This window comes from Methanosarcina thermophila TM-1, assembly GCF_000969885.1.
Classification (GTDB): domain Archaea; phylum Halobacteriota; class Methanosarcinia; order Methanosarcinales; family Methanosarcinaceae; genus Methanosarcina; species Methanosarcina thermophila.
In genome coordinates, this window is sequence record NZ_CP009501.1 from 346,135 (window position 1) to 371,441 (window position 25,307).

The following is a 25,307-nucleotide window of genomic DNA, read 5'->3' on the forward strand; positions in this document are numbered from 1 at the left end:
GAAACCTTTCAGGCTGAGAAAAGAATCCATGATGCAATTCTGGTATGGTTCATTTCTCTTTTATGAAAAGCGACTTTAGAGCTTTTTTCCAGTCACAACACGCCAATATACTGAGAAATATTAAAAGAATTGTCCAGCAAAGCAATGATAAAAACATAATAGTTATTATCAACACATAATTAAATAGTTTATCATGTTATCGACAAGAAATTAGCGTGTTATCAACAAGAAATTAAATAGTTTAGCATGTAGTAGAAAATAAGCCAGAGAAATGATTACCGGAGTAAAAAGAAACCGTGGAAATTCAGCTATCTTGCAGGATGATAGATTACGATATTTCTGAAAGAAATTTCAGATAGGCTTTTTCCTGAATTCCGGGCACTCTCCTGTTTTTTTTACTGGCTCTCACTACTTCCGGGCTTCCTGACACTTATATTTATCCGGCTCAGTATCCATATTCATCTGATGCTTCTTTTAAGCCAGCGTATTCACCTATAATGGGAATATGTTCCCCGCACTTTGGACAGGTCTTCTCAGGTGTAATATCATACTTCTCGATCGCAAATAAGCCCCGGGCAATTAGCAGTTTTCCGCAATTCGGGCAGAAGGTATTGTTTCTCTCACTGCCAGGCACATTGCCCATGTAAACATATTTAAGCCCTTCCTCAGTTGCGATTTTACAGGCTTCTTGCATAGTTTTTATAGGTGTGGGGGAGACGTTCTGCATCTTGTACTGCGGGTGGAAACGTGTAAAATGCAGGGGGGTCTCAGGTCCCAGGTTTTTGTAGACCCATTTTGAGAGCTCCCTGAGTTCATCAAGGGAATCGTTTGCACCCGGTATGATCAGGGTTGTAATCTCTACATGTATGCCGAGCTGTTTTGCAAGGACTGAAGCCTCAAGCACAGGAGCCAGTTTTGCGCTGGCGACATTGTGGTAAAATTTTTCATTAAAAGCTTTAATGTCGATATTTGCGGCATCCAGATAAGGCGCAATATGTTTTAGGGCATCAGGCGTCATGTACCCGTTTGTCACATAAATTGTTGCAAGCCCTGCGTCCTTTGCCAGTTTTGCACACTCGTAAGTGTACTCGTGCCAGATCGTGGGTTCGTTATAGGTCCAGGCAATTGAACTTGAACGTGAGAGAAGCGCCCTTTCAATCAGCTCACCAGGAAGGATATCCATTGTATAAGCTTCTTCTAGGCAAGCCTGGGAAATTGCCCAGTTCTGGCAGTGCTTGCAGCGGAAATTGCATCCTATCGACCCTACTGAGTAAGCATAAGATCCCGGATAAAAGTGATAAAGAGGTTTCTTTTCTATAGGGTCAACGGCTTCGCTTGAGACTGTCCCGTAAATAAGCGTATATAATTGTCCGTCCCTGTTTTCCCTGACCCCACAAAAGCCCCTTTTCCCCGGAGGAATTTTACAACTCTGGGCGCAGAGATTACAATGTACTTTGTTGTCCCCGATTTTCTCGTAAAGCATGGCATCTTTTATCACATCGATCCCCATCTAGAAATTGTTTTTTTGTATAATAACGGTTGCTGTTATTATATTTCCCTCTGTTCTAGAAGCAAGTGAAATACTCTTTTCTGTTACTAGAAAATTGAAATTGCCAGAAAGACGAGGGAAAAATACAGCATGCTCAAGGATTTTCTCATGCACTTCGGGCTTGATGAAACACCGCAGAAGAAGATGCCTGCAAAATTGAGCATATCCTTAATCCAAAAACAGCACGTACATTGGAAAAATTTATAGAATTTATGGATAAGGAAGAAGAATCTAAAATCTGGATAGATCATTTCAGATATTTTGTTATTTTTTATGTACTCTTGTTTAAACTGACACTTTAAATGGAAAATTCAGAGCAAGAAAATAATTTAAAAAAGGAATTTAGAAAGACGCGTCTACGTAATCGACCGGTCTTTTAAAAACAGCTGTTATCATACCGTTTTCATCAATTTCATCCGCAAACTTGATGAGTTCCCAGCCTTCAACTCCAAGTCGGTTAAGATCTTCTTTTGTCTTTGACCACTCACTGAACCTTATCTCTTTAACATCATATTCCCAGATGGTCATTTAATCATCTCCAGTAAAGTTGGGTAAAGTTAACTCATATATTAAGTTGTGGCATCTGCTATATTTATCTTTTTAAAAAATAGAATTGCGATCAAAGCAAGTAAAGTTGAGTTATAGTTTGATCTGGGAATTGATCTTGAAATTGGGTTGACACCCGGGTTTCTTGAGAGGAATGAGTAAAAAGGAAAAATTGTTGAGAGTTGATTTAAACAAATCAATTCAAATCTCAACCAGTTTATACTCCCGGCTTCCAAGCCCGATTTCTTCTCCATATTTGAGCTGATGAGTTCCGTCAACCTTTGGCCAGGCGCCCTTGAATTTATCGGCTCCGGCTTCGTGGTTAAATTGCAGGGAGGAGCTGACAAGCCCTTTCTGATTATTTACGAGGTCGTAACTTGCCTGGTCAAGGGCAACAGGATCAGTTGAAGCCAGGATTCCTATATCCGGCACAATAGGCGCATCGCTCCAGGGCACACAGTCGCAGTCAGGTGTAATTTTAAGCAGGAAATTAATATAACCTACCCTGTTTTCCTTTCCTTTCACCGCGCCATATGCGTATTCTGTAACGCATTCCAGAAACTCCGGGATGTCGTTTTCCCAGTCGATATCAATTGCCTCCGACGGACAGGCTTCCATACATTGCCCGCAGCTTATGCAGATATTAGGCTCGATCATTGAAACCTCGCCTACAAGAGCAGAAGCTCCAACCGGACAGATCTCAACGCATTTCCCGCAGGCTACGCACTTTTCTTCAACAACGTGCGGGCTTGTCCTGAAGTGCTGTTCTTTCTTGCCGGCTGCGGGAGCACAGCCCATAGCAAGATTTTTGATAGCCCCTCCAAAACCGGCTACGATATGCCCCTTAAAATGGGACATCACAATCATGGAGTCCGCAGCAGCAATATCTGACCCTATTTTTACGGAATTGAAATGCTTCAGCCCGATCTCGACCTCTGCCGCGTTCTGGCTCTTCAAGCCGTCCGATATAATAAGTGGAGCCCGGACGACGGAATAATCAAAACCATGTTCTATTGCTGTTGTCAGATGATCGACGGCATTATGCCGGCTGCCCGAATAAAGTGTATTCGTATCCGTGATAAACGGTTTTGCCCCGGCTGCCCGGACCTTTTCTACAACCTGCCGTACAAAGACCGGATTTATGTATCCATCGTTCCCATACTCTCCAAAATGAACCTTTATTGCAGTCAGGTCGTCTGACCCCAGAAGCTCAACAAACCCTGCTTCATCAAAAAGCCTCTGAATCTTGCTGATGGTATTTACCTGTGGGTTTCTAGCCCTGAGATCTGCAAAATAAACTTTACTTGCCGTTTACGTCCCTCCTAATCTAGATTTATGCTTTATCCTGAATGTGAAATTAAAAGTGTGAAGTTAAGAAAGTGTTTTTTATTTTTAGGTATTGCGCTGGATGGAAAGAAAAGTTACTGGTCAATAAAGTTCACATATCACAAAGATTCTGTAAAAAATTTAAAATATGTTTGGATGGCGATAAATTCCTGATAATTCTTAATTCTTGGTAATTCCTGCCTAAAATCGAAATATCTTATAAATCTTATCTTACGACTTTCCAGTAAATCTCTTATATTTTTAATATCCACCGCTATTTTCTTGAATCTTTCCTTTTCAAGCCGCTTTTGTTAAGTAAAATTACAGGTCTTGCCCCGGAGGAATATACAATTGCGAGATACCTTTCAAGTCTTTTAAGGTTGAGATCCTTTCCCACGGCAGTCACAATAAAAATGGTATCAAGATTTGCAGCAATTACCTGCTCCTCACCCTCGTTTCCTGCTGCCCCTCTTGAGAGGCAGGTTCTCCTGGGAAGGACATTAACAATCATTCGGGAGCCCAGTTCTGGCTGGTCAAACAAAACGACATAATCTCCTACAGCTGGCTGCTTCCCGATTTTCTGGAGTGCACCGGAAATTCCAGCCTGCACGACAGCTCCAGGGATAAGAACCTCACAGACCGTTTTATGCCTTGATGCGACTCTTCCGGGAATGTAAGAACCCTTGTAAGCAGAAAAAGCCAGTTCAAGCTTTTTGTTCCAGCCTGGAATAGTATCGGCGTCGCTGTGGACTGAATTATGACCTGAACTCTCTGTTTCTCTATGATTGTTCATGAAGTGGAAGTATCTGATTAAATGGATAAATATTTTGATATTTGCCTTTTCTCGGTCAGATTGTTCCTGAAAATTTCTTTCCTGCCGGCTGCAAAAGTTTTCCTGCCCGATAACTGGCTCTATTATAAATCCCTTTTCTCTACTTCCCTTTTTCTCTATTTTCAAATTCTTTTTATAGTAAAGTAGTAAATTCAAAATAATGATCGATTCTGCATCTTTACAAATAACTGCAGTTTTTATTGTCATCGTTATAGCTATTTTACTTATACCCTTACATTTATGGAAAAGGCTCTATAAGGCTGAAAAATATATTGGAAGCTCTACTGAAGAGAAAGAAAATGAGAGCGAGGATGAAAAAGAGGATTCGGTGGCGCTTGATCTTTCCCTTGGCATATCATTCGGTTTGATACTTGGCCTTTTGATAGACGATATGATCCTGGGAATTGCTCTCGGACCTGCTCTTGGAATGGTTTTTGGAGCTATATATGAGGAAAAAGAAAAGAAAAAGGACGTGAAAGATAAATAATAACGTACTTTCATGCCAAGTAAAGGAGATACATTTTCAAGGCTGAAAACTTCAGGACTTTTTCTTTGTTCATCAAGTGTGAGACCAATCAATAGATGACAAACTAATTTGTTCCTATAGATTCTCAACAAAAAACATCTCAAGGTGGGAATGCAGCTATTTTCATCAGGAGTTATTTCATATGTTTTTTGTCTGTAGTTTAGGAGATCAAATACAACCATGACTACTTATTTTTATAACTGCAAAACATAGGATTTAGAGTAAAAAGTAGTATTTGAGTGAGTTCTGAGAGGGGTTTGAATGGATCTTTCTATAGATATCGTACCTGTATCTGTGAAAATGATAAATGCATTTATTATCAGAGATGAAGGGACCATCCTGGTCGATTCTGGATGTCCGGGGAGTGAAGATACCATACTTGAAAAACTGCATGAGATAGGGGGTTGACCTGAAGATATCCGGCTCATAGTCCTCACACACGGACATGCGGACCATGCAGGAAGCGCCGCTGCCCTCAGGGAAAAAACAGGTGCAAAGGTTGCTGTGCACCGCCTGGATGCAGACAAAGTTCGCGAAGGAAGGCAGGGGGGAAGCTACTTCCTACTGGAATTACGGGAAGGATTCTTGGGCTCTTTTTAGGTCAGGAAGCACTCTCCAGATACCCGGCTTTTGAACCTGATATTCTTATTGACGAATCCCTGGAACTGGAGGAATATGGAGTCCGAGGACGGGTGATCCACACACCAGGCCATTCTCCGGGCTGCGTTTTCGTCCTTCTGAAAAATGGGGATGCAATTACAGGAGACCTTATATTTCCTTCAATTCTTTCAGGAAAGCCGTCCCTTCCTTTCTGGGCAGATGATCCGGCTGAGGCCAGAAGGAGCATAAAAAAACTGATTGACATTACATCCGGAAAGATTTATATTGCTCACTGGAAACCGTTCAGTTCTGCGGAAGTAAAAAGGAGTTTTTCAAGCCTTTTTGAAGGCACTAATCCGTAAAAACTCAGACGTAGAGTAAAACTCCGCAAGCACAGGTTTTAAAGTAAGCCTATATATTCTAGGGACATAACTTTTAGGAAAGTAAGATTCGCGAACTGTTTGCTCTTCCATTATGCTTACAATCTACATTTCATCTAGGTATCTCTGCAGCTTATCCGCAAGTTTGCCAATATGAATTCCATCAACGATGAACTTGGACTGCAAAAGCATCATAAGTTTGCTTTCTCTTTTATGATATGTGTCCATCAGTATTTAAAAAGTAAATATTACAATATTCCAAAATAATTAAAAAAAGGAATTATCAAGTCTATGAGGATTAAGAACTATTTCAGCTACATTCAAGCCTGTAAATTGTTTATTCCTCTAGACCTGATAGTACCGCTAATGGCAATTTTAATAGTTACAAAAGCCACGGATCATCTTCGGGCTCAATGTAAGGATCGCCGTTAGTATCAATTTCCCTACCTGAATCTTTTTTCTCTGTAGGTTGATTTAATTCAGGATGCTTATTGTTTGCTTCATAGTTGGCTTGTCTTGAAGTACGCGCTGGCAAATTTAAATCAACAGTTGAGATGTCTATCCCCAGTGCTTTTGCAACGCCCTCACCATATTTAGGATCTGCCTGATAGCAATTGTAAATGTGCCTGTGTTTGATTTGGAGAGTAGAATCGCCCATATTTCTGGCGGTATTTTCAAACAAAACCTGCTGCTGATCAGGAGTCATAGCTCTGAACAACTCTCCTGGCTGGGTGTAATAGTCATTGTCATCTTCTCTGAAATCATACCTCATGATATCTGTTGAACCTGTTTTTTCAACTGGAAGTGCATATTGAGGTTGATCTTTCCAGTTTCCATAGCTATTGGGCTCATAATTCAGTTGACTTCCTCTATTGCCATCAACTCTCATCTTTCCGTCTCTATGGAAACTGTGATAGTTTTTAACACCCTGAGGAGAATTCACAGGTATCTGATGGTGATTCACACCCAATCTATACCTCTGTGCGTCTCCGTAAGAGAACAAACGTCCCTGCAACATGCGGTCCGGAGAAAAACTAATTCCTGGGACTACGTTAGCCGGTGAAAAAGCAGCCTGTTCCACGTCTGCAAAGTAGTTTTCAGGATTTTTGTTTAACTCAAATTCACCCACAGGTATCAGTGGAAAATCCTTTTTATACCACATTTTGGTCAGATCAAAGGGGTTATTCTTCATAGAGTTAGCCTGTTCCTCTGTCATAACCTGTATATACATTTTCCATTTTGGGAAATTGCCTTTTTCAATGGCTTCGTAAAGGTCTCTTTGATGGCTTTCGCGATCCATTCCAATAACTCTTTCAGCTTCCTGGTCAGTGAGGTTTCTTATACCCTGTTGTGACCTGAAATGGAACTTTACCCATACCCGTTCATTATCTTTATTTATTAAACTGTAAGCATGACTGCTAAATCCATGCATGTGCCTGTAAGAAGAAGGTATTCCACGATCACCCATAATAATAGTTATCTGTAGCAGAGCTTCCGGTAATGATGTCCAGAAGTCCCAGTTAGTATTCGGGCTACGCATATTGGTACGCGGATCACGTTTAATAGCGTGGTTCAAATCAGGAAACTTTAGAGGGTCTCTGAAAAAGAATACAGGCGTGTTATTCCCTACCATGTCCCAATTGCCCTCTTCAGTGTAAAACTTCAAAGCAAAACCACGAATATCACGCTCTGCATCAGCTGCTCCACGCTCACCCGCTACAGTAGAAAAGCGTGCAAACATTTTGGTTTGCTTTCCTATTTCAGAGAATATAGCTGCTTTAGTGTAATTGGTAATATCATGAGTTACAGTAAATGTTCCAAATGCTCCTGAGCCTTTTGCATGCATTCTGCGTTCTGGAATTACTTCTCTGTCAAAATGTGCTAATTTTTCTAGAAACCAGATATCCTGTAGCATAAGAGGTCCGCGTCTACCGCTTGTCATGCTGTCCTGATTGTTTTCCACTGGAGCTCCTGCTACCGTAGTTAATTCAGGAGTGTCTCCCACTGTTTGATTTCTGCTTGGAAGTGGCTCCCCTAATTCATTTTTATCCATTGGATTTTTATAGTTGTCACCTATCATAAAATACCCTCAACTATATGCTCTCACGTAACTTTTTCATATTCACATTTGAAGTTATCAAGTCCATTAGAAAAAAAACCATTTCCAGCAGAAATTAAGCATGTAAACTATTTCTTCCCCATAGACCTGACGAGCCTCAAAATCTCTTCAACTATAAAAGCAAATTTCTTTGCTACTTAGTTTACTATACAGTTAGAACCTTATATTAGTTCTGGTTAACATTTTTTGTTATATTTGTCCAACCTTTGTGCATTACTAGCATCATCGGGATGGATGAATGAGGATAGCCTTATCGTAAAACTGAGAGAATTTATGCCCTTCCCCGAAAAATACTTTGCCAGCCCAAAGTCCCTGATCATAAACCCCTCCTGAGCCGTGTAGCAATAAGACAGTTTTCCCTTCCCCTCTATAGCATACTCAATATCCCCATACCCTATTTCAAAAGAGTACTGTTATTAATCATTCCGACTTTCCATACATAACTCAAACTCATTTGAAGAATATGTAAGTTTGAAGAAATTGAGGGAGAAGGAGAGATGGAAAGAGGAGAAAAAAGGAATGACAAGGGAAAGAGAAATGAGAAGTGAGGATAGGAACGAATGTGAGCAGGTCAAAGAAAAAGAATGCCGAATATCCACCTTTAGTTTCCTGGAACCTGCAGATGACAGATATAAATATCTGAGAAAAGATTCAGAAGAGCCTCTTGCAAAATCATATTCAAGTCTTCCAGAAAAAGAGAAAATAATAGAAGAACTCCTTCGACTCAGTTCGGATCCGAACCCGCAGATAAGAAGAAGCGCAATCGATTCTCTTCTTACTATTTATTCGCTAAAATCAGGCAAAGAACAGGATATATGGAATGAACTTCTAAGAATATCTGGTGATACGGACACAGGTGTTAGAAAAGGTGCTGCAAGCATGCTTTCGCGTGTCTTTCCGGTAGTTGAGGAAAAATCTACCGTTTTTTCTGACCTTGTAAAGCTTACTGAGAGTCAGGACTCCCAGCTCAGGAAGAAAGCTGCAGAGCTTTTTACTGCCGCATTTGCATACTCAGATGATAAACAAAAAACATGGAATGATCTTGTGAAGCTTACATCTGCTGAAGACAGAGAGGTAAGAAGAGAGGCTGTACTCGCTCTTTCGTCAGGTTATTCAGAAGTTCCGGATAAAGCGAAAGTCTGGAGCGACCTTATCAGACTTTCGACTCATGGTGATAGCTTTGTTCAAAGGGTAGCAGCAAGAACTCTTGGATCTGCCTTTTTTTATGTGCCTGATAAAACACAGGCATTTAAAGACTTGCAGGTTCTTATTGGCAACCCTTATATCTACGTCCAGATTTACGCACTTCGATCCCTTGGAAAAGCTTCCCTCTGGAAGGCTCTCAAGGCTGAAAACGAAGCTACTTATCTTTTCGGGCTTAAAGAAGCGGTCAAATATTTTAAAGAATCGAATGAGGCTTCTACCAGCACTGCTATTCCCGAATTATACTATCCCTTTTACAATGCTCTCTTACAGATTCTTTTCGGGGAAAGATCCTCAAAACTTGAAAGTGAACGATATATCTCAGAGGTAACCCATAAGATCAATCTGGAAGAAGACAAGAGGCTTCTTAAAATTATGGAAGAATTCTCAGACCTCCTTCTAGCAGCAGGAAATCTGACTGCTGGAGATTTACCTGTCCGGAAGAAACTTCTTGAAGCCAGCATTGAGGCTTTTGAAAGAGCTTCAGGACTTCTGGACATTATGGAAGAAGACGCTATTCTTGAGCAAAAAAACTTGAGAAAAGAGTGTTCAATAACAGGAAAAGTAATTACGGAACAGAAGCTAAAAGAGATTCTTTCCGGAATCAGGTATAAAGCAAGAACAGCATGCTTTAAGGCAAAAGGCAAGCCTACGGAAAAAATTACATGTGCTGTAAATGAGAGGGTCAAGACATGGAGTTTCCAGGATCTTGAGAAAGATAGGAAAGAACTGGACAGGCAGCTTGAGTCTTTGCTCAGCACTCTTAGAGTTCAAATTCCCTTTATTCCTGAAAATATGTCTATTTTTCAAAAGCTTGATGATATCAGCCAGGAGCAGTGCCTTCTTGAGCGTTACAGGCATGTCAGTAGATTATTAAGCCTGATCCCCGGAGCTAAGATGCATTCAAGAGCCTCAGATAAGAGAATCCAGAGGATAGGGTATGAAAGATAGGTGCTTTATAGATCTGCAGCTTCGGGACTTTCTGACTATGAAAGGCAAGAGAGGCGGAAACAGAGATAAAGTCTTCCTCTTAACCTTCGTCCAAACTATCCTTCAGTGAGAAGTACAAATACTTCAAATCTTAACTTATCCTCAGCTAAAACTTGCGGTTCTCTCTTACTATATCTTTGCCCGCCAGTGTTTAAGTCCTGTATAGTATCATCCTTTGAAACCTCAATATCTGAGATGGAAGCATGTTGGAAAGCAAAATTATAGCCGCACAATCGGATGACAATTTTATAGAAAGGATGCGCTTTGAAAGCGAGATTATTTCGGACCTCGATATTGCAAGGATAGATTTTGAATCGGTAGAGTTTATACAATGCCAGTTCAACAAATGTGATTTTTCAAAAACCAGCTTTTATAATTCTGTGTTTGATAACTGCAATTTTGCAAATTGCATTTTTATAGGGAGCTACTGGAAAGGCTCCAAAGTTTTAACGTGCAAGGGTGATGGCAGCAACTTCAGCAAAAGCCACATGAAAGAAACCTCTCTAGCGGATAGTTCGTTCAGATATGCAAATTTTTCAAGTTCTGTACTGGAGAACTGTGCCATTCATGGCTGCAATTTCATGGAAGCCTTATTATCCGAGATTCGGTTAAAGAAGCCCACGCTGAAAGAGGTTAATTTCACAGGAGCAGACTTCTTTAAAACTTCACTCAAAGACATCGACTTATCGGATTGTATCATTGACGGGATGATAGTATCTGATATATGCAACGAACTAAGAGGGGCTATAGTCAATGCCTGGCAAGCAACAGAACTTGCTGCAAGGTTTCTGGGAATCAAAATTGTCTGAAAATAATCGCTACCGCGCCCGAAATGAATACTATCGAACAGGTTCATTATGAGCCTGGACTGCAAATGGCATTATAAATCTGTCTTCTCTCGTAATATCTCCCCAATGAAATATTGGCTGCACTTTTTCCCTGTTTCTGAGATTTGTGTGCAGAATATGTGTAAATGTTGTTCACGGCAGTATAGAATTGAGATGTATCATTTTGTAAAAGAGGCAAAAAGGATTAAAAATGGCTTCTGGGGCAGCTCGGCGATAAAAATTACAGATTCAACATTAATAAATAAAGATAAACAGTATTCATATTGTGATAAATATGAAAGTTAAATACGCTACCATCATAGTTGAGGATATGGATGAGTCGATTAAATTTTACACGGAAGTTATGGGACTTAAAATAGATAGCCAGCACAACCCTCAACCTGGAGTAACAATCACATTATTGAAAGGGGAAGGAGATGCTATGATAGAGCTTATAAAGGATACAGAACATGATACTGGCTTGTTTTCAGTGGGAATGGATGTTGAAGACATAAGCACCACAGTGAAAGAACTCAAATCCAAAGGTGCCAAAATCACAATGGAACCCACACCCATAACTGTTGGAACCCTTGCCTTCTTAGAAGATCCAAACGGAGTCAAAATAGCGCTAATTCAACATCACTGATCTTTTTTTCAATTCAGTACAGTTACAGGTAAGATCAGAAGTTCAAAAATTGTTGAAAAGCTGGCAAAAAAGACAAAAAGAAAGTTGAAAATCATATTTAGCAAGATAGACGAAATTTTTCAGGACCCTCATTGGTACTTAAACTTCCATCCCTTCTTCTTTAAGGAAATGGTCTATCAGCTTTCTTGCAATGCTTATTTTTCCAGGCAATACAGGCAAATCCCCAACTGGGAACCACCGGGCGTCTTCGATTTCAAACCCATCGGGCTGGATTTCCCCTGAACTGTATTCTGCAGTAAACCCGATCATAAGAGAATTAGGAAACGGCCATGCCTGTGTTCCGAAGTAAGTGATATTTTTAACCTCGATTCCCACTTCTTCCCTGATTTCCCTAACAACTGCGGCTTCAGCAGACTCTCCGGGCTCAATGAAGCCGGCTATCAAACCATACATGCCCTCTGGGAAGTTTGGAGATCTGGCAAGTAAAATTTCATGTCCTTTCCGGATAAGTACGATAACGGCAGGCGATATTCTCGGATAAAACAGCTCCCCGCAATCAGGGCACTCCTTTCCCCTTTCTCCGGGCTTTTGCAGGGTTTTTGCCCCGCACCTGCTGCAAAACTGGCTCGTCCGGTCCCATTCCATGATCTGAACGGCTTTATTAACAAGTGCAAAACACTTTTCACCTATTTCTGTATATGCCTGCCTGAGATCCATAAATTCCATTCCTTCAGGTGGCTGCGCGTTTTTCGGAAGCTCCACGGAATAGCAGTGTGTTCCGCCAAGGGCTCCAAGATACTGTTCCCTGATACCTGAAAGCCCAAGCTCTCCCAGGTCAATCAGCCTGGGAATTGCTCCGGGATTTTTATTAAGCTTGAGGAGAATCTCACGGTCCCGGAAAATAAACCAGAGTGCTTTTTCGGTCCTATTGGCTGGCGGCTCTACACCTATGACAAATTCCGGGAAGGTAGGATCTTCCCTTTTTATTGAAGTCATAATGTTCATACTTATTGTTTTTCGTTCTATATATGATTACAGTAGCATTTTTATTCTATTGCTTATTCTGCTGTTTATTCTTTCAGTTTCATTGGCTCTCCACAACAGTCCATATCCCCCGCACAGCCTGTAGCACAGTCGTGATCTATGCATTCACTTATCACTTTAAGTTCAATCCCGCATCTTTCACAAACAAGAATTTGATCAGTTTTCAGATCATTACAATTCATTTCAATCACCCCTATATACCTGATGAAAAAGTATGTAATTTAGATTCAAATTGCTTGCGAAACATCAATTCTGAAGTTTGGTTTGTGAACCTGGAGTTAAGATTAAGAAAAAAAAAGTAAAAGGGAGTGATGAACCAGAAAAAGTGGAAAAACTCCTGCAAACTGAACTTTAAACCGGTTTTTCAGGCTTTGTATTCGTCAATCTCCCTGGCAACACAACTCTCAAGTGACGCATCTGCGACGGCTTTTGCAACCGCGGGCACTACACGTCTATCAAGAGGATGAGGAATTATGTAATCTTCTGAAAGCTCACTGACTTTTACGACGTCAGCAAGCGCATGGGCTGCAGCCATTTCCATTTCAGGCGTTATTTTCCTTGCACAGGTGCTCAGAGCCCCTTTGAAAACCCCGGGGAAGCTCAGGCAATTATTAAGCTGGTTTGGAAAATCCGACCTGCCTGTTGCAATAATTCTTGCTCCTGCCCGTTTTGCAGCATCTGGCATAATCTCAGGGATAGGATTTGCCATCGCCATAATAATTGCATCTTTTGCCATAGAGCGAACCATATCCTCGGTAACTATGCCTCCTACCGAGACCCCTATGAAAAGATCAGCTCCCGGGAAAGCTTTTTCGAGTCCTCCTTTCAATTTTCCGGGGTTTGTAAGCCTGGCAATTTCTTCCTTTACAGAGTTCATGCCATCCTTTCGGCCCTGGTAAACGAGCCCTTTGCTGTCGCAGGTAAGAATTTTGGCGGGATTTGCCCCTGCACGAACCAGAAACCGAAAAATCGCAACACCTGCAGCACCAAGACCTGAGATCACGATTTTAAGCTCATTTAACTCTTTATTCACAATTTTAAGGGCATTTATAAGCCCAGCAAAAACTACAATTGCTGTACCGTGCTGATCATCGTGCATAACTGGCAGTTCGAGTTCCTCACGCAGCCTGGATTCGATTTCAAAGCAGCGGGGAGCACTGATATCTTCAAGGTTAATGCCTCCGAAAGCAGGAGCAAGGTACTTTACTGCTTTTATCACCTCTTCGGTTTCCTGTGTATCCAGACAGATAGGAAAGGCATCAATGCCTGCAAATTCCTTGAAAATTATCGCTTTTCCTTCCATGACAGGCAGGGCAGCATGGGGTCCTATATTCCCAAGCCCGAGCACTGCAGACCCGTCAGTGACAACAGCAATGGTATTTCTCTTCAGGGTATAAAGGTAAGCGAGCTCCGGGTCTTCGCTTATTTTCCTGCACGGCTCGGCAACTCCTGGCGTATAAGCAACGCTGAGATCGTGTATAGTTCGAAGGTGGATTTTACTTGCAACCTCCAGTACACCCCCAAGCTGCCGGTGAATTGCAAGCGATTCTTTATACAGGGATATGTGTGTATCATTGCCTTTTTCTTGGTATTTTCCAGCATCCATTCCAGAGTTTTTCTCCAGGCTCGTTTCTGGGTCTGAAACCGAGTGTATATCTTTTATTCTAGTACCCCCTGACAATATTCAGCACTGAGAGCTAAGCTTCAATCCAACAAGGCTCTGAGAAATAAAATCTCCTGTACAATAGTTCTATGCAAACCATAAATAAACCCGCTGCCAGATAATTTCAGAGTCTGACCTGTCGAGCAAAATGTTCTCACAAAATTAGCAGCCTTTTAAACCCGCGAAAACTTCAGTTATTAAGCAGTTGGGGTAAAAAATCGCTCTAATCTAATCGGCGCACTCGGCAGTCATTACCTCAGAAAATATACCTTTTCAGGAGAATAATCCCTTATGCAAATTAAAGGAATAGCCCGCGATACCCTCGACTTTATTCTTGAGGCTAGCAAATCCATGGCTCCTCAAGAATTTGCCGGACTTTTGCAGGAAAAAGGGGGCATCATCACTGAAGTTCTTATATTGCCTGGCACAGAATCAAGTAATAAGAGCGCAATTCTCAGGCTTTATATGATGCCAAACATCAAAGCCGTAGGTTCGGTCCACAGCCATCCGGGCACGAACCGCAGCCCCTCTCAGGCTGATCTTCGTCTCTTCTCGAGAACAGGGAACTACCATATCATAGTGGGGCGCCCCTACAATAAAAAAAGCTGGACATGCTATAACAGAGAAGGAGAGATTATTGAGCTGCCTGTACTCGATGTGGAATTTGAGGATAATGAGGAAAATCTGATTTAAGGTCAAGTCTGTAAAGCTGCAAATCACAGGCAAATGACAAACTACAGGCAAATGACAAACTACAGGCAAATGGCAAACTGCTGGCAAAAGCTTTCTAATATATAAATAACTTTAATTATTTGTTGTAATTCTCCGGCGATTGCCCTGATGTAGACCTACCTTGTTTCTGATAGCCACCAAAAATGTTTTATTTACAGATACATATTATTTAGAGGATACATCCCTGTAATTAAGAAATCTGAGGAGAAATGATTTCTTGCCTCAGAGGTTGTATCCGGGCAACCACTCTGGGATAAAAACCGGGTGGCTTTTACATATTTGGAGGTAGTAATCCAAATGCCTACATGCCAAGATTGTAGATTTTATACGGCTATTGATGAGATTAAAGGCGAATGTTTCAGCCTGGGCTTTGAGGTGCATGGGAAAACCGATTCTAAGAAATGCCCGGAGAGGGCCTTCAGACCAAACAAAGGACATAAATCAAAAAAATCCGGAGCCCACAGTTATTAAGAGAATGTGAAAAACAAAGGTAGATAAGGTAAGGCATAAGAAGTTAAAGCAAGGCATAAGAAGTTCGAGTTTACAAAAAGAACTCAAAAAAGAGGTTAACGTATAAAATGAATTGAAACAACCTCCAGCCCTGATAGAAATTCCGGAGCATTAATTACTTTTCTTTGCTTCTTTGCTGCCGGAACTAAACGAGCTAAAAGAAATCCTATTAATTTTTTCTATTCCTGCATACTTTATGTTTCATAATGGCATCCATGTCGCATTTTATACATAACAAAATTTTTTAAAATACTAATTTCAAACCATATCTATCAACTGATCTGACATGGAGAGCGTGCCTCATTTGTGACTTCAAGGATTTCCTGGGCAATCTGGATAAGCCTGAGCCAGGTATTGAGGGCTGAACGAAGGGAAACGACATCTGCGGCTTTTACGCTCAATACCAGCCTGTTTTTGTCCTCAAGGGACAGGTCTATTACAGACCTTTCGGAAAAGCTCTCACTGAGCTCGGGCAGGAGAGCCCTGTAGATTATTTCTGCGGTTTCGGTTTCAAAGGTGAATTCTGCGAAAAGTTTCAAGGAATTCCTCCTGAAGAATCCTGTTTTTAGTATTTTAATCGTTTTAACGGTTTTTGAGTTAGATAGAGGAATCGATTTATAAAAGCCAGTTATAAAATAAAAGTCTGGAGGTCAGTACTTTTTAAAACCCCGGAGATTAAGTTTAAAAAGTGACTTTCCGCTGCCAATAAAATCGATATACTCTTCCCTGATAACTATCAGAGTGGAATTCGGAGGAAGCTGATCGATTTTGTCGCTTTCAACCCTCTTGAACTGGAAAAAGGACTCAAAGGCGTCTGCAATCTCTCCCTGACCTGAGAGCGCGGGTTCGGCGCCAGGGAACCAGTAGGAATCAGCTTCCTCGGAATACCAGTCCGTAAACCTGATCGAGAAAAGGAGCTTCCCATTTTCATCATAAAAGCTGAGTTCTCCTGGATTTCCGTGGTACTCCCCTATAATTATGAGAGGTCCGCCATCCGCAAATTCCAGGAGTTCTTTCATGCCCATTTTTCCGCGTGTTATACACCTGCCGGCTATAAACCGTGAAATTAACTTGCAAAGCGACCTGGTCCTTACAGAAGGTTTTCGAGAGGTGGTAATTAGCATACTTCCCCTGATAGATTGGAAGTATATATTAATTTCTCCTCGCAGGGTTAAGATTTATTCTGTTTAGAGGTTGTTAATGAGTTTTCCACATTAAGCCTATCCCAATATTCAAGGTTTACTTTTTGGAGCTCATATTTTAAGTGATTAGTCATGCTAACACTATGCAGCTAATCTTAGAAATTTCTGTATTTTAAAATAAATATAGTTTTTCTGATATTTTATAATAAATATAGTTTTAAAGTTGACTCTAAAAATAAATCTTTTGATAACTTTTACTCCTCTTGCCTAAAAGATACAGGAAATATTAATAGTTCAAATTAATAATTAACATGAAAGGCTTTTATATTTTTGTTATAATATCCTTATATTGTGGTAGGATAATGTGGGGCTGTTAAGTAATTTCCCAACTTTCCTGAGATTCTGTCAGGATTATGGAAGCTAAGGTGTTTTTTCAGCTACACTTGAGCCTTTAAATGACTAGCCCTCGTAAATTTGAAAGTACAGCAAATTGTAGAAAGGGGTGGAATCTTAATGAGTCGCCGATCTCCTCCAAAAAGGAGAGGTCAGAAACCAAAATTCGATCACGAAAAAATCGAAGAACTCCTCAGAGCAGGTGAGAAACCTGTTAAAATTATGCTTCTGGTTGGTTGTTCGTATGGGGTTTTACGATATGTACGAAAGAAAATGGGGAGAAAGAAAGTATAAAGAAGCATAACTCTGAAGAGAAAATATATTTCTGAAAAGATATTTATTTGCATTGGGTTAAGGTAAGATCTATAAGAAATATGTTGCTTTTAATGTGTTTTCCTGTTAGCCAATTATTACGTTTATTGAATTAATTATTGAGTTGTTGAGGGGTGAAAAATATGGCTAAAAGAATAGTTGCAATCGCTCTTACCTCCTTACTCATAGTAGGACATATGTTCAGGCGGTGGAAACATATGCAAAAATCTCCTGTCTGGAGAGGATTTCTAAGCGAATCTATGTGGATAGATGACTATAGAAACCTATCGCTTTTCAAGAAACTGATTTTCTGGGTGAATTATCCGTTCTCTTATGCTAAGTATTTATGGGTTGTTGTATGGGATCGTATTGATAGACTGTCCTTTAGAGATTCAAAAGCAAGGTATGCTAAAATAGGGATGGAATACCAGAGAGCTTATTAAATGCAATGACCACGGAAAAGTTAAGTTTTGTTTAATCGCCTGACAACTTGCCAGTATCTCTTTTAACTATTTCAATATCTCTTTTAATATTTCTTTTATACTGACACATCGATTATTTTTTGTTTCTTCTCCATTTTCTCAAAGAAGATATAATAAAGGACAGTAGCCGCTACATATAGGATGCATGTCAGGAGGAAGGGAAGGGTATAGAGACCATGAGCCATCATCAGGCCGCCTGCATAGGTACTTAATCCTACAAAGGTGTAGCAGCTCATCCAGATCAGGCTGTTCACAGTTGCCCTTTGATCTTCACTGACTATCTCCATATTGAAACTGCTCAATACTGGATTTGACATATTCATTATAGCTGACCTCATAACAAATCCAAAAGCAGCTATTGCAAGTATGGATGTGGATATAAAGAGCAGGAGAAAAGGTATTGAGGCAAGCTGAACCAGGGCTACAACTTTTACCTTCCCGAGACCTTCTGTAAGTATGGGAACAAACAGTAAGGTAAACATCATCACCAGCTGAGAAAGAGAAAAGATTGCGCCTATTTGCTCCGGGCTGGCTCCTAATACAATATCAAAATATACATTAAAATAGGGAAGGGCAAGTCCCCATCCCATGCCTATTAACCCGTTTACAAGAATCAATTTTCGAATTGTCACTGACCTTAAAGTGGAAAAAAGGGTGGAAAATGCGGCTGATCTTTCCACCAGGTTGTTTCTCTTACTATCAATGAATATTAAAGGTAACAGGGAAATTAATACAGCGGCAAGTGACGCATATAATGAAAGCTGGTAAGCAGCCGGTCCTGTAGGGTTAATGTCGAGGAAACTGGTGAATATTTGCGGCAAATTGCCTCCTGCAAAGTTTCCTATCATGACCCCTACAGTGTATAGCAAGTAGTACATCGAAAACAGGTGCATTCTCTCATAGCTCGTAGAGTTCTCAACCATGAATGTGGGCGCTGTAACAATCTTGAGCGATGAGGATACACCGTAGACAATGCTGAAAAAAGCTAGCAGGAATTTTGAGGTGGTAGTGTACAGGATTGAAAAGGATAATAGGAGAAGCGAGCAGGACAATAACAAGGTATTCTTTCTACCTGCCCTATCGCAGAACATGGCTGCAGGTATTGCGGACAGTCCGGTAGATATGGAAACAAGTGAGAGCATAAAACCGAGAAAATCCTCTCTGTATCCAAGCCTTAAGATGTATAGATTGAAAATCACTTCGTAGATTCCCAGACTCAAAGAGATGAGAAATACGTATACTAAAAACAAGCATGCATTTCTACTGAAGCCGTTTAGCTTTGCCCTGTACCCGGCAACCGCACTTATGGCTGTATTTAGAACAAGCTTACTGTTAAATGATGGGTATTTTCTCATGGTAACTACTCTGAAGAAATATAGAACATAGGGTCTTAGTCAATGTCCTTCTTTTCTCTTGGGTCAAGCAGGTCCCTTAATTCATCTCCTAGGTAATTAAATGCCATAACCGTAAGCATGATGGCAATCCCCGGGAAAATCATGATGTAGGGGACGGATCGAATGTATGTTTTTCCTTCACTTAGCATGGAACCCCATTCCGGAGTAGGCGGCTGCACACCAAAACCCAGGAAGCTGAGCCCTGCTGCAGACAGTATCACATATCCCATTCCTATAGTTGCCATTACTATGAGGGGAGATATGATATTTGGAATTACATGGCGCAGGATCACATGCATATCTCCTGCCCCAAGCCCTTTAGCAGCCTTGATGTAATCCTGTTCTTTTACTGTCAGGACAGAACCCCTGGCAAGACGGGCATAGCCAGCCCAATCCACTGTTATTAGGGCTATGACCAGATTCATGAATCCTGCACCGAAAAGCCCGGCTATACCAAGTGCCAGCAGCAGGCTAGGAAAAGCCAGGAAAGCGTCAACAACCCGCATAACTATCTCATCTAGCCACCCCCCATAATATCCAGACAGAGTACCAATGGCAAGACCTAAAACAAAGGAGGAACTCACTACCAGAAGTCCTACTAATAACGATACTCTTGCGCCAAAAATTATGCGGCTTAGTATGCAACGGCCAAGATGATCGGTTCCAAACGGGTACTCTCTGCACGGCTCTTTAAGTCGGAGTTCAAGATTTGCTTTTTCAGGGTCGTGGGGAGCTATATATCCTGCAAAAAGTGCTGCAAGTATGAAAAAAATGAGGATCCCTGCACTGAGAAACAGTCCCAGATTGTTGTTTTTAAGTCTTGCTTTCATATCTGATCTTTGGGTTAAGGTAAGCATAGGATATATCCACTGCAAAATTAACCAGGACAAATATCACAGCAATGAAAAGCACACAGCCCTGTATCATGGGGTAATCCTTGCTGAGTATGGATGAAACGATGAGGTTGCCTATCCCTGGCCAGGAAAATATTGTCTCAACTATGACAGAGCCGTTCAGAAGATACCCGAAATTCAGCCCTGCAACCGTTACAACAGGGATGAGTGAGTTCTTTAAAGCATGCTTAAGAATTATTATATGTTCAGGAACTCCTTTGGCTCTGGCTGCCCGGATGTAATCTTGCTGCATCACGTCCAGCATACTTGCTCTCATCAGTCTCATGGTTACAGCTGCATAACTCGTTCCAAGGGTGATGGCAGGCAAAAAAATGTAAGTCAGGCTTCCATCTCCATATCCTGATGAAGGCAAAATCTCCAGGATAAGCGCGAAGACTATGATCAGGATATAAGCTTGCCAGAAGCTGGGCATTGAGACTCCTGTAAGGGCAAATAACCTGCAGGCAGCATCCACAGCTGTTCCTTTTCTCAGGGCTGAGAGAATGCCTAAGGGGATTGCAATGATAAGGGAGACCAGCATACTGATTACAGCAAGTTTCAGGGTGACTTTAAAGCATCTGAGAATTGCCTCCGAGACATTCTCACCTGTCATGTACGATTCTCCAAGGTCTCCACGGAGGACTTTCTCCATCCAGTTAATGTACTGGATATGTACAGGGTTATCAAGCCCTGTTTTAGCCCTGAATTCTTCTACGGCTCTCTGATCGACACCTCCCATGGGATTCATAAGTGCATTCTCTGCCGTATCTCCAGGTGAGATATAGGTTATAGAAAAACTGATAACAGAGACCAAGAAAAGGACAGGGAGAAGAAGTAAAAACCTTCGAGTTATGAACTCTATCACAGGTCATTTCTCCTTTATATGTCCAAAATTTCTTTCCAGGTTGCTTATTTTTCTGCTTTGATGAAGTAAATCGGATCGGAGGAATCATGTTTATCAAACAAACTGTCTTTCTCCTTTTCAAATTTACAAAAGTCCTCCATCCGTGTTATACTGACAGTTCCAAATCCGGAATCCTTAAAGATTTTAGATAAATACTCAGGCTTTAAACTGAATAAAGGAAGATCTTTTTTAATGGGCTCATACTGCTTTCTGAAAATCTTCATGTAATTTTCTTCCTTCTTTCTTCCGGACAGGCTTTGCTGATTCCACTCTCCATCTATTGCAATTATTTTTCCGCCATCTTTCAGGACTCTCCTCCATTCCATCAATGCTTTTCTGGGATCTGGAAGAGTCCAGAGTAGATATTTATTAACAACTACGTCGAAATATGCATCAGGTAGCTGGAGGTTTTCCGCATCCCCCTGGAGGAAGTCTATCTTAAGTGATCTTTTTAATGCATTTCTTCTCGCCTTCTCCAGCATGTTATTTGATAGATCAACCGCTGTTACTTCATTTCCCATTTCAGCGAATAATAGCGCCAGAAAACCAGGGCCGGTTCCTACGTCAAGGACTTTCAAGCCTTTTTTTCCCTCTACAGCTTTTAAAAGCATAGCTTTCCAGGCATTGCGTCCTTCTTCAGAATTTTCGATAACTCCGTTGTTATAACTCTCACTGCGGTAATCCCAGTAGCTCTGGATAATTTTTTTAGTGTCCATATTATTCCTCCAGGTAAATGTCTTTGGTCAGGAATGACACTTCATTTGGAAATTGTTTAAATCCGCCAACCTTTGCATTTGCTCCGACTATAGAATTCTGGTAGAACACGAAAAGTTCAGGACAGTCTTCCATTACCTGCATTTGCACACTGTCATAGTATTCCTTTCTTTGTGCCGGGTCCATGGTCTGCCTTCCCGCTTCAATCCATTCATCTACCTGGGGATTTGAGTAGCCAGTTCTCTGTGCCTCGCTCCCAGTAGACTCAAAATGTTTAGAAAGGATGTAGTCAGGATCTCCAGTAGGAGCTACTCCCCAGGCATAGAGAGAAAGGTCATAGTTTCCGTTATCCATGTCGGTTTCAATTGCACCACTTTGCAGGATACTGACACTGGTTTTTAGCCCAATTGATTCAAACTGAGATTCGATTACCTCTGCTGCAGGCTTAAGCTGTGGGCGGGTAGTATAAGTCTTTATATTTAATTCAAAGGGCTCTCCATTATATTCCAGCCAGCCGTCTGCATCAACATCACTAAAACCTGCTTCTGTCAATAATTTTTTAGCTTTCTGCTCATCACGGGAAAGAGCATCTATCTTATCATTAATCGACCATTCCATTACAGATGGGAATATACTCTTTGCAGGGGTTCCCCCTACACCTTCAAGTGCAGAATCCACAATTTGCTGGCGATCAAGGGCACAATTCAGAGCCTGTCTTACTTTTACGTCATCAAATGGTGCCTTTTTCGTGTTGATATACAGGAAATATGTTCTTAGCGTTTCTTTGTCGTATACAGTAAAATCAATATTATTGCTCAGCCTCTCCACTTCGGATTGGGGAATATCGCTAGCGATGTCAACTTCATTATTTTCCAGCTTGAAGATTCTGGACATTTCATCAGGTACGTAATATATGATTGCCCCATGGAGCCTGGGAATACCGTTCCAGTAATCTTCGTTCCTTTCCACAACAAGGCTTACATCCCTGCTGAAGCTTTTAAATTTAAAAGGACCTGTCCCAACTGGATTGGTACTGAGATCTTTCGCACTAGGACTGACTATTGATGTAACAGGGTCTGTGAGGCTTGCTATGGTAGGAGCGTATGGATATTTTGTTTTTATTGTGACGACATTCTCAGAATCTTTGGTTATGTACTCAATAAAGTCATATTCCCCTTTTCTTGAATTATTAGAGTCCAGCACCCTGTTAAGAGAATATATTACCGCATCTGCATCCAATGGGGTGCCGTCATGGAACTTTACTCCCTCCCTAATATGGATCTTCCATTCAGTATCTGAGATCTGTTCATATTTCTCAGCAAGTTCGGGTTGAAGGTCCATATTTTCATCATAACTGAAGAGGGTTTCATATATCCCGGCTTCTCGCATAGACCAGCCAGTCCATTTTATCGCCGGGTCAAGAGTATCAGTAGGGATAGAAGCATCGGCATATCTCAATATTCCTCCCTGGCTCGATATATTGGTCTGGTTTGCAGATGCCGTTTTTTCTCCACTACTCTGGTCGATACACAACGATCCCAGGACTGTAGCCATGACTACCAGCATGACGGGAACTGTAATCCTATATTTTTTATTGATGTACATAGAACCCTATCCATATTACATTCATTCTTTCATTTCTAAGATCCAGCAACGAGGTCAGGCAACAAGCTGATCACTGGTAACACCCGTTTTACCTGCGTACCTGTCCTGATAAGGCTGCTGAGTACTTTTTTCAAGTACATGATGACATGCAACAAGTTGATTTTTCAGCTCTTTCAATTCTGGAGTTTTTGTGAGGCAGATTTCTGACCTGAGGAGACATTCCTGATAATACGGACAGGTAGTTCTCAAAGTCTTTTTGATTTCACTGACATTAACCTCAGAATCAGCTTCCTCTGCCAGCAACAATTGTGTGTAAGGGTGTAGAGGGGAGTGAAAGATGTCTTCTATTTTTCCAGTTTCCACAATCTTTCCCCTATACATCACAGCTACCCTGTCGCACATATGTTTGATCAACTCAAGATCGTGCGAGATGAACAGCATAGTAAGGGCATACTTTTCTTTCAGGTGTCTTAGCAGGTTCAATATCTGTGCCTGTACCGAGATATCCAGGGAGGCGGTTGGCTCATCAGCAACAATAAAAACAGGTTTAAGAGCAAGCGCTCTTGCGATAACTGCTCTCTGGTTCTGGCCTCCACTGAGCTGGTAGGGAAAGCGGTTGACATGTTCGGGACTCAGCCCAACCTGCCTGATAAGCTCTAAGACCCTGCTTTTAACCGCCTCCCGATTGTTACCCTTAAGTTTTAGTGGTTCAGCTATGCTCTGCCCAATTGTCATTTTGGGATCAAGGGAAGAGTCAGGGTCCTGAAATATCATCTGCATGCAGGGACGGATGTTATTCAACGCCTTATTATCAAGCGCGGTCAATTCTATTCCATTAAAAATAATCTTTCCTGCTGTTGGTTCTATAAGCCTGAGGATACACTGTCCCAGAGTAGATTTCCCACTCCCGCTTTCCCCTACAATGCCAAGAGTCTCCCCTTTTTCTATGTGAAAGGATACATCATCCACTGCTTTGATTCTGGTTCTGGGAAGGAAGCCGGAAGTAAATATTTTTTTAAGGCCTTTTACCTCAAGCATAGAGAAAACACCTCACAGTCCTGCCATTTTTTTCGAGCATGAGAGGGTGTTCGGTTTTACACCTATCACTGCAATAACTGCAACGAGGATGGAATCTGCATCCCTTGGGAGGATCGATTAAAGAAGGGCTGCTGCCTTTTATTGGTTTAAGCCCCCTTGCAGGGAGAGAGTTAAAAAAGCCCCTTGTGTAGGGATGCAGCGGGTTTTTAAATATTAATGCTGCAGGTGCAATCTCCACTAATTCTCCTGCATACATCACAGCAACCCTATTGCATACTTTCTCTGCAACCTCCAGGTCATGGGTGATGATTAACATCGTATTTTTTTCAGAAATGTCTCTTAAAAGTCTCACTATTTTCCTTTTTACAGTTATATCCAGACCCTTTGTTGGTTCATCGGCAATGATAAATCGAGGTTCACTGGCAATACCCATGGCTATTACTGCCCGCTCTTTCATCCCTCCGCTAAACTGGTGAGGGTAATTTTTTGCTCTTTTCCGAGGTTCTTTGATCTTTACGAGCCCCAGAAGCTTCTCTGCCATCTCAATAGCCAGGCTGCCTTTTACTTTTTTATGCAACATTATAGGCTCAGCTATCTGAGAGCCGACTGTCAATCCTGGATTAAGAGAACTTCCAGGGTTCTGGAGTATCACGCCAATTTCCTTGCCCCTGAGTTTTCTCATGGCGTCTTCTTCAATCGAATACAGGTTTTTTCCACAGTAGAGAATCTCCCCTTTGAGAATAACATCTTCCTGCAGTAACCTCATGACAGAAAGTCCAAGTACGCTTTTGCCACAGCCTGATTCCCCGATAAGTCCTAAAACTTCATTCATTTTTATGGAAAGGTCTACCCCATTTACTGCCCTGACCAGACCGTCGTCAGTGGGAAAATCCACGTATAAACTGGAAATTGTGAGTAAATTCAATAAAAATCACTC

29 protein-coding genes and 1 pseudogene are annotated in these 25,307 nt (G+C 41.3%); 13 read left to right on the forward strand and 17 right to left on the reverse strand.

Annotated elements, in window-relative coordinates; all coding sequences use genetic code 11:
* Positions 1 to 445: 445 nt before the first annotated feature.
* On the reverse strand, positions 446 to 1,510 hold the full coding sequence (amrS, locus tag MSTHT_RS01570) for an AmmeMemoRadiSam system radical SAM enzyme (protein WP_048166276.1): 1,065 nt from the start codon (positions 1,508 to 1,510) through the stop codon (positions 446 to 448).
* Between the two features lie 203 nt (positions 1,511 to 1,713).
* Between amrS and MSTHT_RS14910 the strand changes: the two genes are divergently transcribed.
* A complete protein-coding gene (locus MSTHT_RS14910) occupies positions 1,714 to 1,851 on the forward strand; it encodes a hypothetical protein (RefSeq protein WP_231588231.1) in 138 nt (45 codons plus the stop codon).
* A gap of 40 nt (positions 1,852 to 1,891) precedes the next feature.
* On the opposite strand, the gene MSTHT_RS01575 is transcribed toward MSTHT_RS14910, so the two are convergent.
* From MSTHT_RS01575 to rsgA, 3 genes are all read right to left on the reverse strand, one after another.
* Complete coding sequence (locus tag MSTHT_RS01575; RefSeq protein WP_048166277.1) at positions 1,892 to 2,077, reverse strand: hypothetical protein; 186 nt, start codon at positions 2,075 to 2,077, stop codon at positions 1,892 to 1,894.
* A gap of 219 nt (positions 2,078 to 2,296) precedes the next feature.
* Complete coding sequence (locus MSTHT_RS01580) at positions 2,297 to 3,349, reverse strand: DUF362 domain-containing protein (RefSeq protein ID WP_048166278.1); 1,053 nt, start codon at positions 3,347 to 3,349, stop codon at positions 2,297 to 2,299.
* Between the two features lie 346 nt (positions 3,350 to 3,695).
* Positions 3,696 to 4,214 (reverse strand): GTPase RsgA, encoded by a 519-nt coding sequence (rsgA, locus tag MSTHT_RS01585; RefSeq protein WP_231588142.1) that lies wholly within the window; start codon positions 4,212 to 4,214, stop codon positions 3,696 to 3,698.
* A gap of 199 nt (positions 4,215 to 4,413) precedes the next feature.
* On the opposite strand from rsgA, the gene MSTHT_RS01590 reads away from it, so the two are divergent.
* The 5 genes and pseudogenes from MSTHT_RS01590 (at position 4,414) to MSTHT_RS13640 (ending at position 5,741) form a co-directional block, all read left to right on the forward strand.
* Entirely contained in the window at positions 4,414 to 4,740 is a 327-nt protein-coding gene (locus tag MSTHT_RS01590) for a hypothetical protein (RefSeq protein ID WP_048166279.1), read from the forward strand.
* 300 nt (positions 4,741 to 5,040) lie between these two features.
* Positions 5,041 to 5,187 (forward strand): hypothetical protein, encoded by a 147-nt coding sequence (locus tag MSTHT_RS14245; protein WP_156149689.1) that lies wholly within the window; start codon positions 5,041 to 5,043, stop codon positions 5,185 to 5,187.
* 18 nt (positions 5,188 to 5,205) lie between these two features.
* Positions 5,206 to 5,277: pseudogene (locus MSTHT_RS15445) on the forward strand (MBL fold metallo-hydrolase); the annotation flags it as partial.
* On the forward strand, positions 5,270 to 5,413 hold the full coding sequence (locus MSTHT_RS14915; RefSeq protein ID WP_231588143.1) for a hypothetical protein: 144 nt from the start codon (positions 5,270 to 5,272) through the stop codon (positions 5,411 to 5,413). The pseudogene MSTHT_RS15445 and the gene MSTHT_RS14915, both read left to right, overlap by 8 nt.
* Before the next feature lie 13 nt (positions 5,414 to 5,426).
* Positions 5,427 to 5,741: an MBL fold metallo-hydrolase gene (locus tag MSTHT_RS13640; protein WP_331454386.1), complete on the forward strand. Its 315-nt coding sequence runs from the start codon at positions 5,427 to 5,429 to the stop codon at positions 5,739 to 5,741.
* Positions 5,742 to 6,141: 400 nt separating this feature from the next.
* Here MSTHT_RS13640 and MSTHT_RS01600 read toward each other — a convergent pair whose 3' ends face one another.
* Positions 6,142 to 7,839 carry a catalase gene (locus MSTHT_RS01600; protein ID WP_082086714.1) on the reverse strand — a complete coding sequence of 566 codons (1,698 nt, stop codon included), beginning with the start codon at positions 7,837 to 7,839 and terminating at the stop codon, positions 6,142 to 6,144.
* A gap of 558 nt (positions 7,840 to 8,397) precedes the next feature.
* On the opposite strand from MSTHT_RS01600, the gene MSTHT_RS01605 reads away from it, so the two are divergent.
* The 3 genes from MSTHT_RS01605 to MSTHT_RS01620 all read left to right on the forward strand — a co-directional run bounded on the left by MSTHT_RS01605 (position 8,398) and on the right by MSTHT_RS01620 (position 11,544).
* Positions 8,398 to 10,032 (forward strand): HEAT repeat domain-containing protein, encoded by a 1,635-nt coding sequence (locus MSTHT_RS01605; protein WP_148704327.1) that lies wholly within the window; start codon positions 8,398 to 8,400, stop codon positions 10,030 to 10,032.
* A 242-nt stretch (positions 10,033 to 10,274) separates the two neighbouring features.
* Positions 10,275 to 10,880 (forward strand): pentapeptide repeat-containing protein, encoded by a 606-nt coding sequence (locus MSTHT_RS01610; RefSeq protein ID WP_048166280.1) that lies wholly within the window; start codon positions 10,275 to 10,277, stop codon positions 10,878 to 10,880.
* A gap of 313 nt (positions 10,881 to 11,193) precedes the next feature.
* Positions 11,194 to 11,544: a VOC family protein gene (locus tag MSTHT_RS01620; RefSeq protein ID WP_048166282.1), complete on the forward strand. Its 351-nt coding sequence runs from the start codon at positions 11,194 to 11,196 to the stop codon at positions 11,542 to 11,544.
* 138 nt (positions 11,545 to 11,682) lie between these two features.
* On the opposite strand, the gene nudC is transcribed toward MSTHT_RS01620, so the two are convergent.
* The 3 genes from nudC to MSTHT_RS01630 all read right to left on the reverse strand — a co-directional run bounded on the left by nudC (position 11,683) and on the right by MSTHT_RS01630 (position 14,194).
* Positions 11,683 to 12,540 (reverse strand): NAD(+) diphosphatase, encoded by an 858-nt coding sequence (gene nudC, locus MSTHT_RS01625; protein ID WP_048168295.1) that lies wholly within the window; start codon positions 12,538 to 12,540, stop codon positions 11,683 to 11,685.
* Positions 12,541 to 12,614: 74 nt separating this feature from the next.
* The gene (locus MSTHT_RS14720) at positions 12,615 to 12,770 is read right to left on the reverse strand and encodes a hypothetical protein (protein WP_181952208.1); all 156 of its coding nucleotides are present in this window, start codon (positions 12,768 to 12,770) and stop codon (positions 12,615 to 12,617) included.
* Between the two features lie 182 nt (positions 12,771 to 12,952).
* Positions 12,953 to 14,194 (reverse strand): NAD(P)-dependent malic enzyme, encoded by a 1,242-nt coding sequence (locus MSTHT_RS01630; protein ID WP_048166283.1) that lies wholly within the window; start codon positions 14,192 to 14,194, stop codon positions 12,953 to 12,955.
* Positions 14,195 to 14,542: 348 nt separating this feature from the next.
* On the opposite strand from MSTHT_RS01630, the gene MSTHT_RS01635 reads away from it, so the two are divergent.
* Complete coding sequence (locus tag MSTHT_RS01635; RefSeq protein ID WP_048166284.1) at positions 14,543 to 14,944, forward strand: Mov34/MPN/PAD-1 family protein; 402 nt, start codon at positions 14,543 to 14,545, stop codon at positions 14,942 to 14,944.
* 336 nt (positions 14,945 to 15,280) lie between these two features.
* Positions 15,281 to 15,454 (forward strand): hypothetical protein, encoded by a 174-nt coding sequence (locus tag MSTHT_RS14725; protein ID WP_181952207.1) that lies wholly within the window; start codon positions 15,281 to 15,283, stop codon positions 15,452 to 15,454.
* Positions 15,455 to 15,765: 311 nt separating this feature from the next.
* Here the strand turns inward: MSTHT_RS14725 and MSTHT_RS01640 are convergent, their stop codons facing one another.
* On the reverse strand, positions 15,766 to 16,032 hold the full coding sequence (locus tag MSTHT_RS01640) for a KEOPS complex subunit Pcc1 (protein ID WP_048166285.1): 267 nt from the start codon (positions 16,030 to 16,032) through the stop codon (positions 15,766 to 15,768).
* A gap of 111 nt (positions 16,033 to 16,143) precedes the next feature.
* Positions 16,144 to 16,617 carry an rRNA maturation protein gene (locus MSTHT_RS01645; RefSeq protein WP_048166286.1) on the reverse strand — a complete coding sequence of 158 codons (474 nt, stop codon included), beginning with the start codon at positions 16,615 to 16,617 and terminating at the stop codon, positions 16,144 to 16,146.
* Positions 16,618 to 17,148: 531 nt separating this feature from the next.
* Here MSTHT_RS01645 and MSTHT_RS14250 point away from each other — a divergent pair.
* Positions 17,149 to 17,322 (forward strand): hypothetical protein, encoded by a 174-nt coding sequence (locus MSTHT_RS14250; protein ID WP_156149690.1) that lies wholly within the window; start codon positions 17,149 to 17,151, stop codon positions 17,320 to 17,322.
* Between the two features lie 161 nt (positions 17,323 to 17,483).
* A complete protein-coding gene (locus tag MSTHT_RS01650; protein ID WP_048166287.1) occupies positions 17,484 to 17,783 on the forward strand; it encodes a hypothetical protein in 300 nt (99 codons plus the stop codon).
* 95 nt (positions 17,784 to 17,878) lie between these two features.
* Here MSTHT_RS01650 and MSTHT_RS01655 read toward each other — a convergent pair whose 3' ends face one another.
* Genes MSTHT_RS01655 through MSTHT_RS01685 form a run of 7 tightly spaced genes read right to left on the reverse strand, consistent with a single transcriptional unit; the run spans position 17,879 to position 25,295 of the window.
* The gene (locus tag MSTHT_RS01655; protein ID WP_048166288.1) at positions 17,879 to 19,177 is read right to left on the reverse strand and encodes an MFS transporter; all 1,299 of its coding nucleotides are present in this window, start codon (positions 19,175 to 19,177) and stop codon (positions 17,879 to 17,881) included.
* 35 nt (positions 19,178 to 19,212) lie between these two features.
* Entirely contained in the window at positions 19,213 to 20,046 is an 834-nt protein-coding gene (gene nikC / locus MSTHT_RS01660; RefSeq protein WP_048166289.1) for a nickel transporter permease, read from the reverse strand.
* Positions 20,030 to 20,974 carry a nickel ABC transporter permease gene (gene nikB, locus MSTHT_RS01665; RefSeq protein WP_048166290.1) on the reverse strand — a complete coding sequence of 315 codons (945 nt, stop codon included), beginning with the start codon at positions 20,972 to 20,974 and terminating at the stop codon, positions 20,030 to 20,032. The genes nikC and nikB overlap by 17 nt, the downstream gene beginning before the upstream one ends.
* Before the next feature lie 44 nt (positions 20,975 to 21,018).
* Positions 21,019 to 21,729 (reverse strand): class I SAM-dependent methyltransferase, encoded by a 711-nt coding sequence (locus MSTHT_RS01670; protein WP_048166291.1) that lies wholly within the window; start codon positions 21,727 to 21,729, stop codon positions 21,019 to 21,021.
* A 1-nt stretch (position 21,730) separates the two neighbouring features.
* Positions 21,731 to 23,332, reverse strand: coding sequence for an ABC transporter substrate-binding protein (locus tag MSTHT_RS01675; RefSeq protein ID WP_048166292.1), 1,602 nt, complete (start codon positions 23,330 to 23,332; stop codon positions 21,731 to 21,733).
* A gap of 54 nt (positions 23,333 to 23,386) precedes the next feature.
* Entirely contained in the window at positions 23,387 to 24,370 is a 984-nt protein-coding gene (locus tag MSTHT_RS01680; protein ID WP_048166293.1) for an ABC transporter ATP-binding protein, read from the reverse strand.
* The gene (locus MSTHT_RS01685) at positions 24,363 to 25,295 is read right to left on the reverse strand and encodes an ABC transporter ATP-binding protein (protein ID WP_048166294.1); all 933 of its coding nucleotides are present in this window, start codon (positions 25,293 to 25,295) and stop codon (positions 24,363 to 24,365) included. The genes MSTHT_RS01680 and MSTHT_RS01685 overlap by 8 nt, the downstream gene beginning before the upstream one ends.
* Positions 25,296 to 25,307 lie beyond the last annotated feature (12 nt).

Bases quoted from the DNA above. Each gene is read 5' to 3' on its own strand.
- MSTHT_RS14720 (WP_181952208.1), bottom strand. From the start codon at position 12,770: ATGAATTGTAATGATCTGAAAACTGATCAAATTCTTGTTTGTGAAAGA.
- MSTHT_RS14250 (WP_156149690.1), top strand. From the start codon at position 17,149: ATGAGTCGCCGATCTCCTCCAAAAAGGAGAGGTCAGAAACCAAAATTC.
- MSTHT_RS01655 (WP_048166288.1), bottom strand. From the start codon at position 19,177: ATGAGAAAATACCCATCATTTAACAGTAAGCTTGTTCTAAATACAGCC.
- MSTHT_RS01620 (WP_048166282.1), top strand. From the start codon at position 11,194: ATGAAAGTTAAATACGCTACCATCATAGTTGAGGATATGGATGAGTCG.
- MSTHT_RS01575 (WP_048166277.1), bottom strand. From the start codon at position 2,077: ATGACCATCTGGGAATATGATGTTAAAGAGATAAGGTTCAGTGAGTGG.
- MSTHT_RS01590 (WP_048166279.1), top strand. From the start codon at position 4,414: ATGATCGATTCTGCATCTTTACAAATAACTGCAGTTTTTATTGTCATC.
- MSTHT_RS01630 (WP_048166283.1), bottom strand. From the start codon at position 14,194: ATGGATGCTGGAAAATACCAAGAAAAAGGCAATGATACACACATATCC.
- MSTHT_RS14245 (WP_156149689.1), top strand. From the start codon at position 5,041: ATGGATCTTTCTATAGATATCGTACCTGTATCTGTGAAAATGATAAAT.
- MSTHT_RS01675 (WP_048166292.1), bottom strand. From the start codon at position 23,332: ATGTACATCAATAAAAAATATAGGATTACAGTTCCCGTCATGCTGGTA.
- MSTHT_RS14725 (WP_181952207.1), top strand. From the start codon at position 15,281: ATGCCTACATGCCAAGATTGTAGATTTTATACGGCTATTGATGAGATT.
- nudC (WP_048168295.1), bottom strand. From the start codon at position 12,540: ATGACTTCAATAAAAAGGGAAGATCCTACCTTCCCGGAATTTGTCATA.
- MSTHT_RS01670 (WP_048166291.1), bottom strand. From the start codon at position 21,729: ATGGACACTAAAAAAATTATCCAGAGCTACTGGGATTACCGCAGTGAG.
- nikC (WP_048166289.1), bottom strand. From the start codon at position 20,046: ATGAAAGCAAGACTTAAAAACAACAATCTGGGACTGTTTCTCAGTGCA.
- MSTHT_RS01600 (WP_082086714.1), bottom strand. From the start codon at position 7,839: ATGATAGGTGACAACTATAAAAATCCAATGGATAAAAATGAATTAGGG.
- MSTHT_RS01605 (WP_148704327.1), top strand. From the start codon at position 8,398: ATGACAAGGGAAAGAGAAATGAGAAGTGAGGATAGGAACGAATGTGAG.
- amrS (WP_048166276.1), bottom strand. From the start codon at position 1,510: ATGGGGATCGATGTGATAAAAGATGCCATGCTTTACGAGAAAATCGGG.
- MSTHT_RS01650 (WP_048166287.1), top strand. From the start codon at position 17,484: ATGGCTAAAAGAATAGTTGCAATCGCTCTTACCTCCTTACTCATAGTA.
- MSTHT_RS01645 (WP_048166286.1), bottom strand. From the start codon at position 16,617: ATGCTAATTACCACCTCTCGAAAACCTTCTGTAAGGACCAGGTCGCTT.
- MSTHT_RS01635 (WP_048166284.1), top strand. From the start codon at position 14,543: ATGCAAATTAAAGGAATAGCCCGCGATACCCTCGACTTTATTCTTGAG.
- rsgA (WP_231588142.1), bottom strand. From the start codon at position 4,214: ATGAACAATCATAGAGAAACAGAGAGTTCAGGTCATAATTCAGTCCAC.
- MSTHT_RS01610 (WP_048166280.1), top strand. From the start codon at position 10,275: ATGTTGGAAAGCAAAATTATAGCCGCACAATCGGATGACAATTTTATA.
- MSTHT_RS01680 (WP_048166293.1), bottom strand. From the start codon at position 24,370: ATGCTTGAGGTAAAAGGCCTTAAAAAAATATTTACTTCCGGCTTCCTT.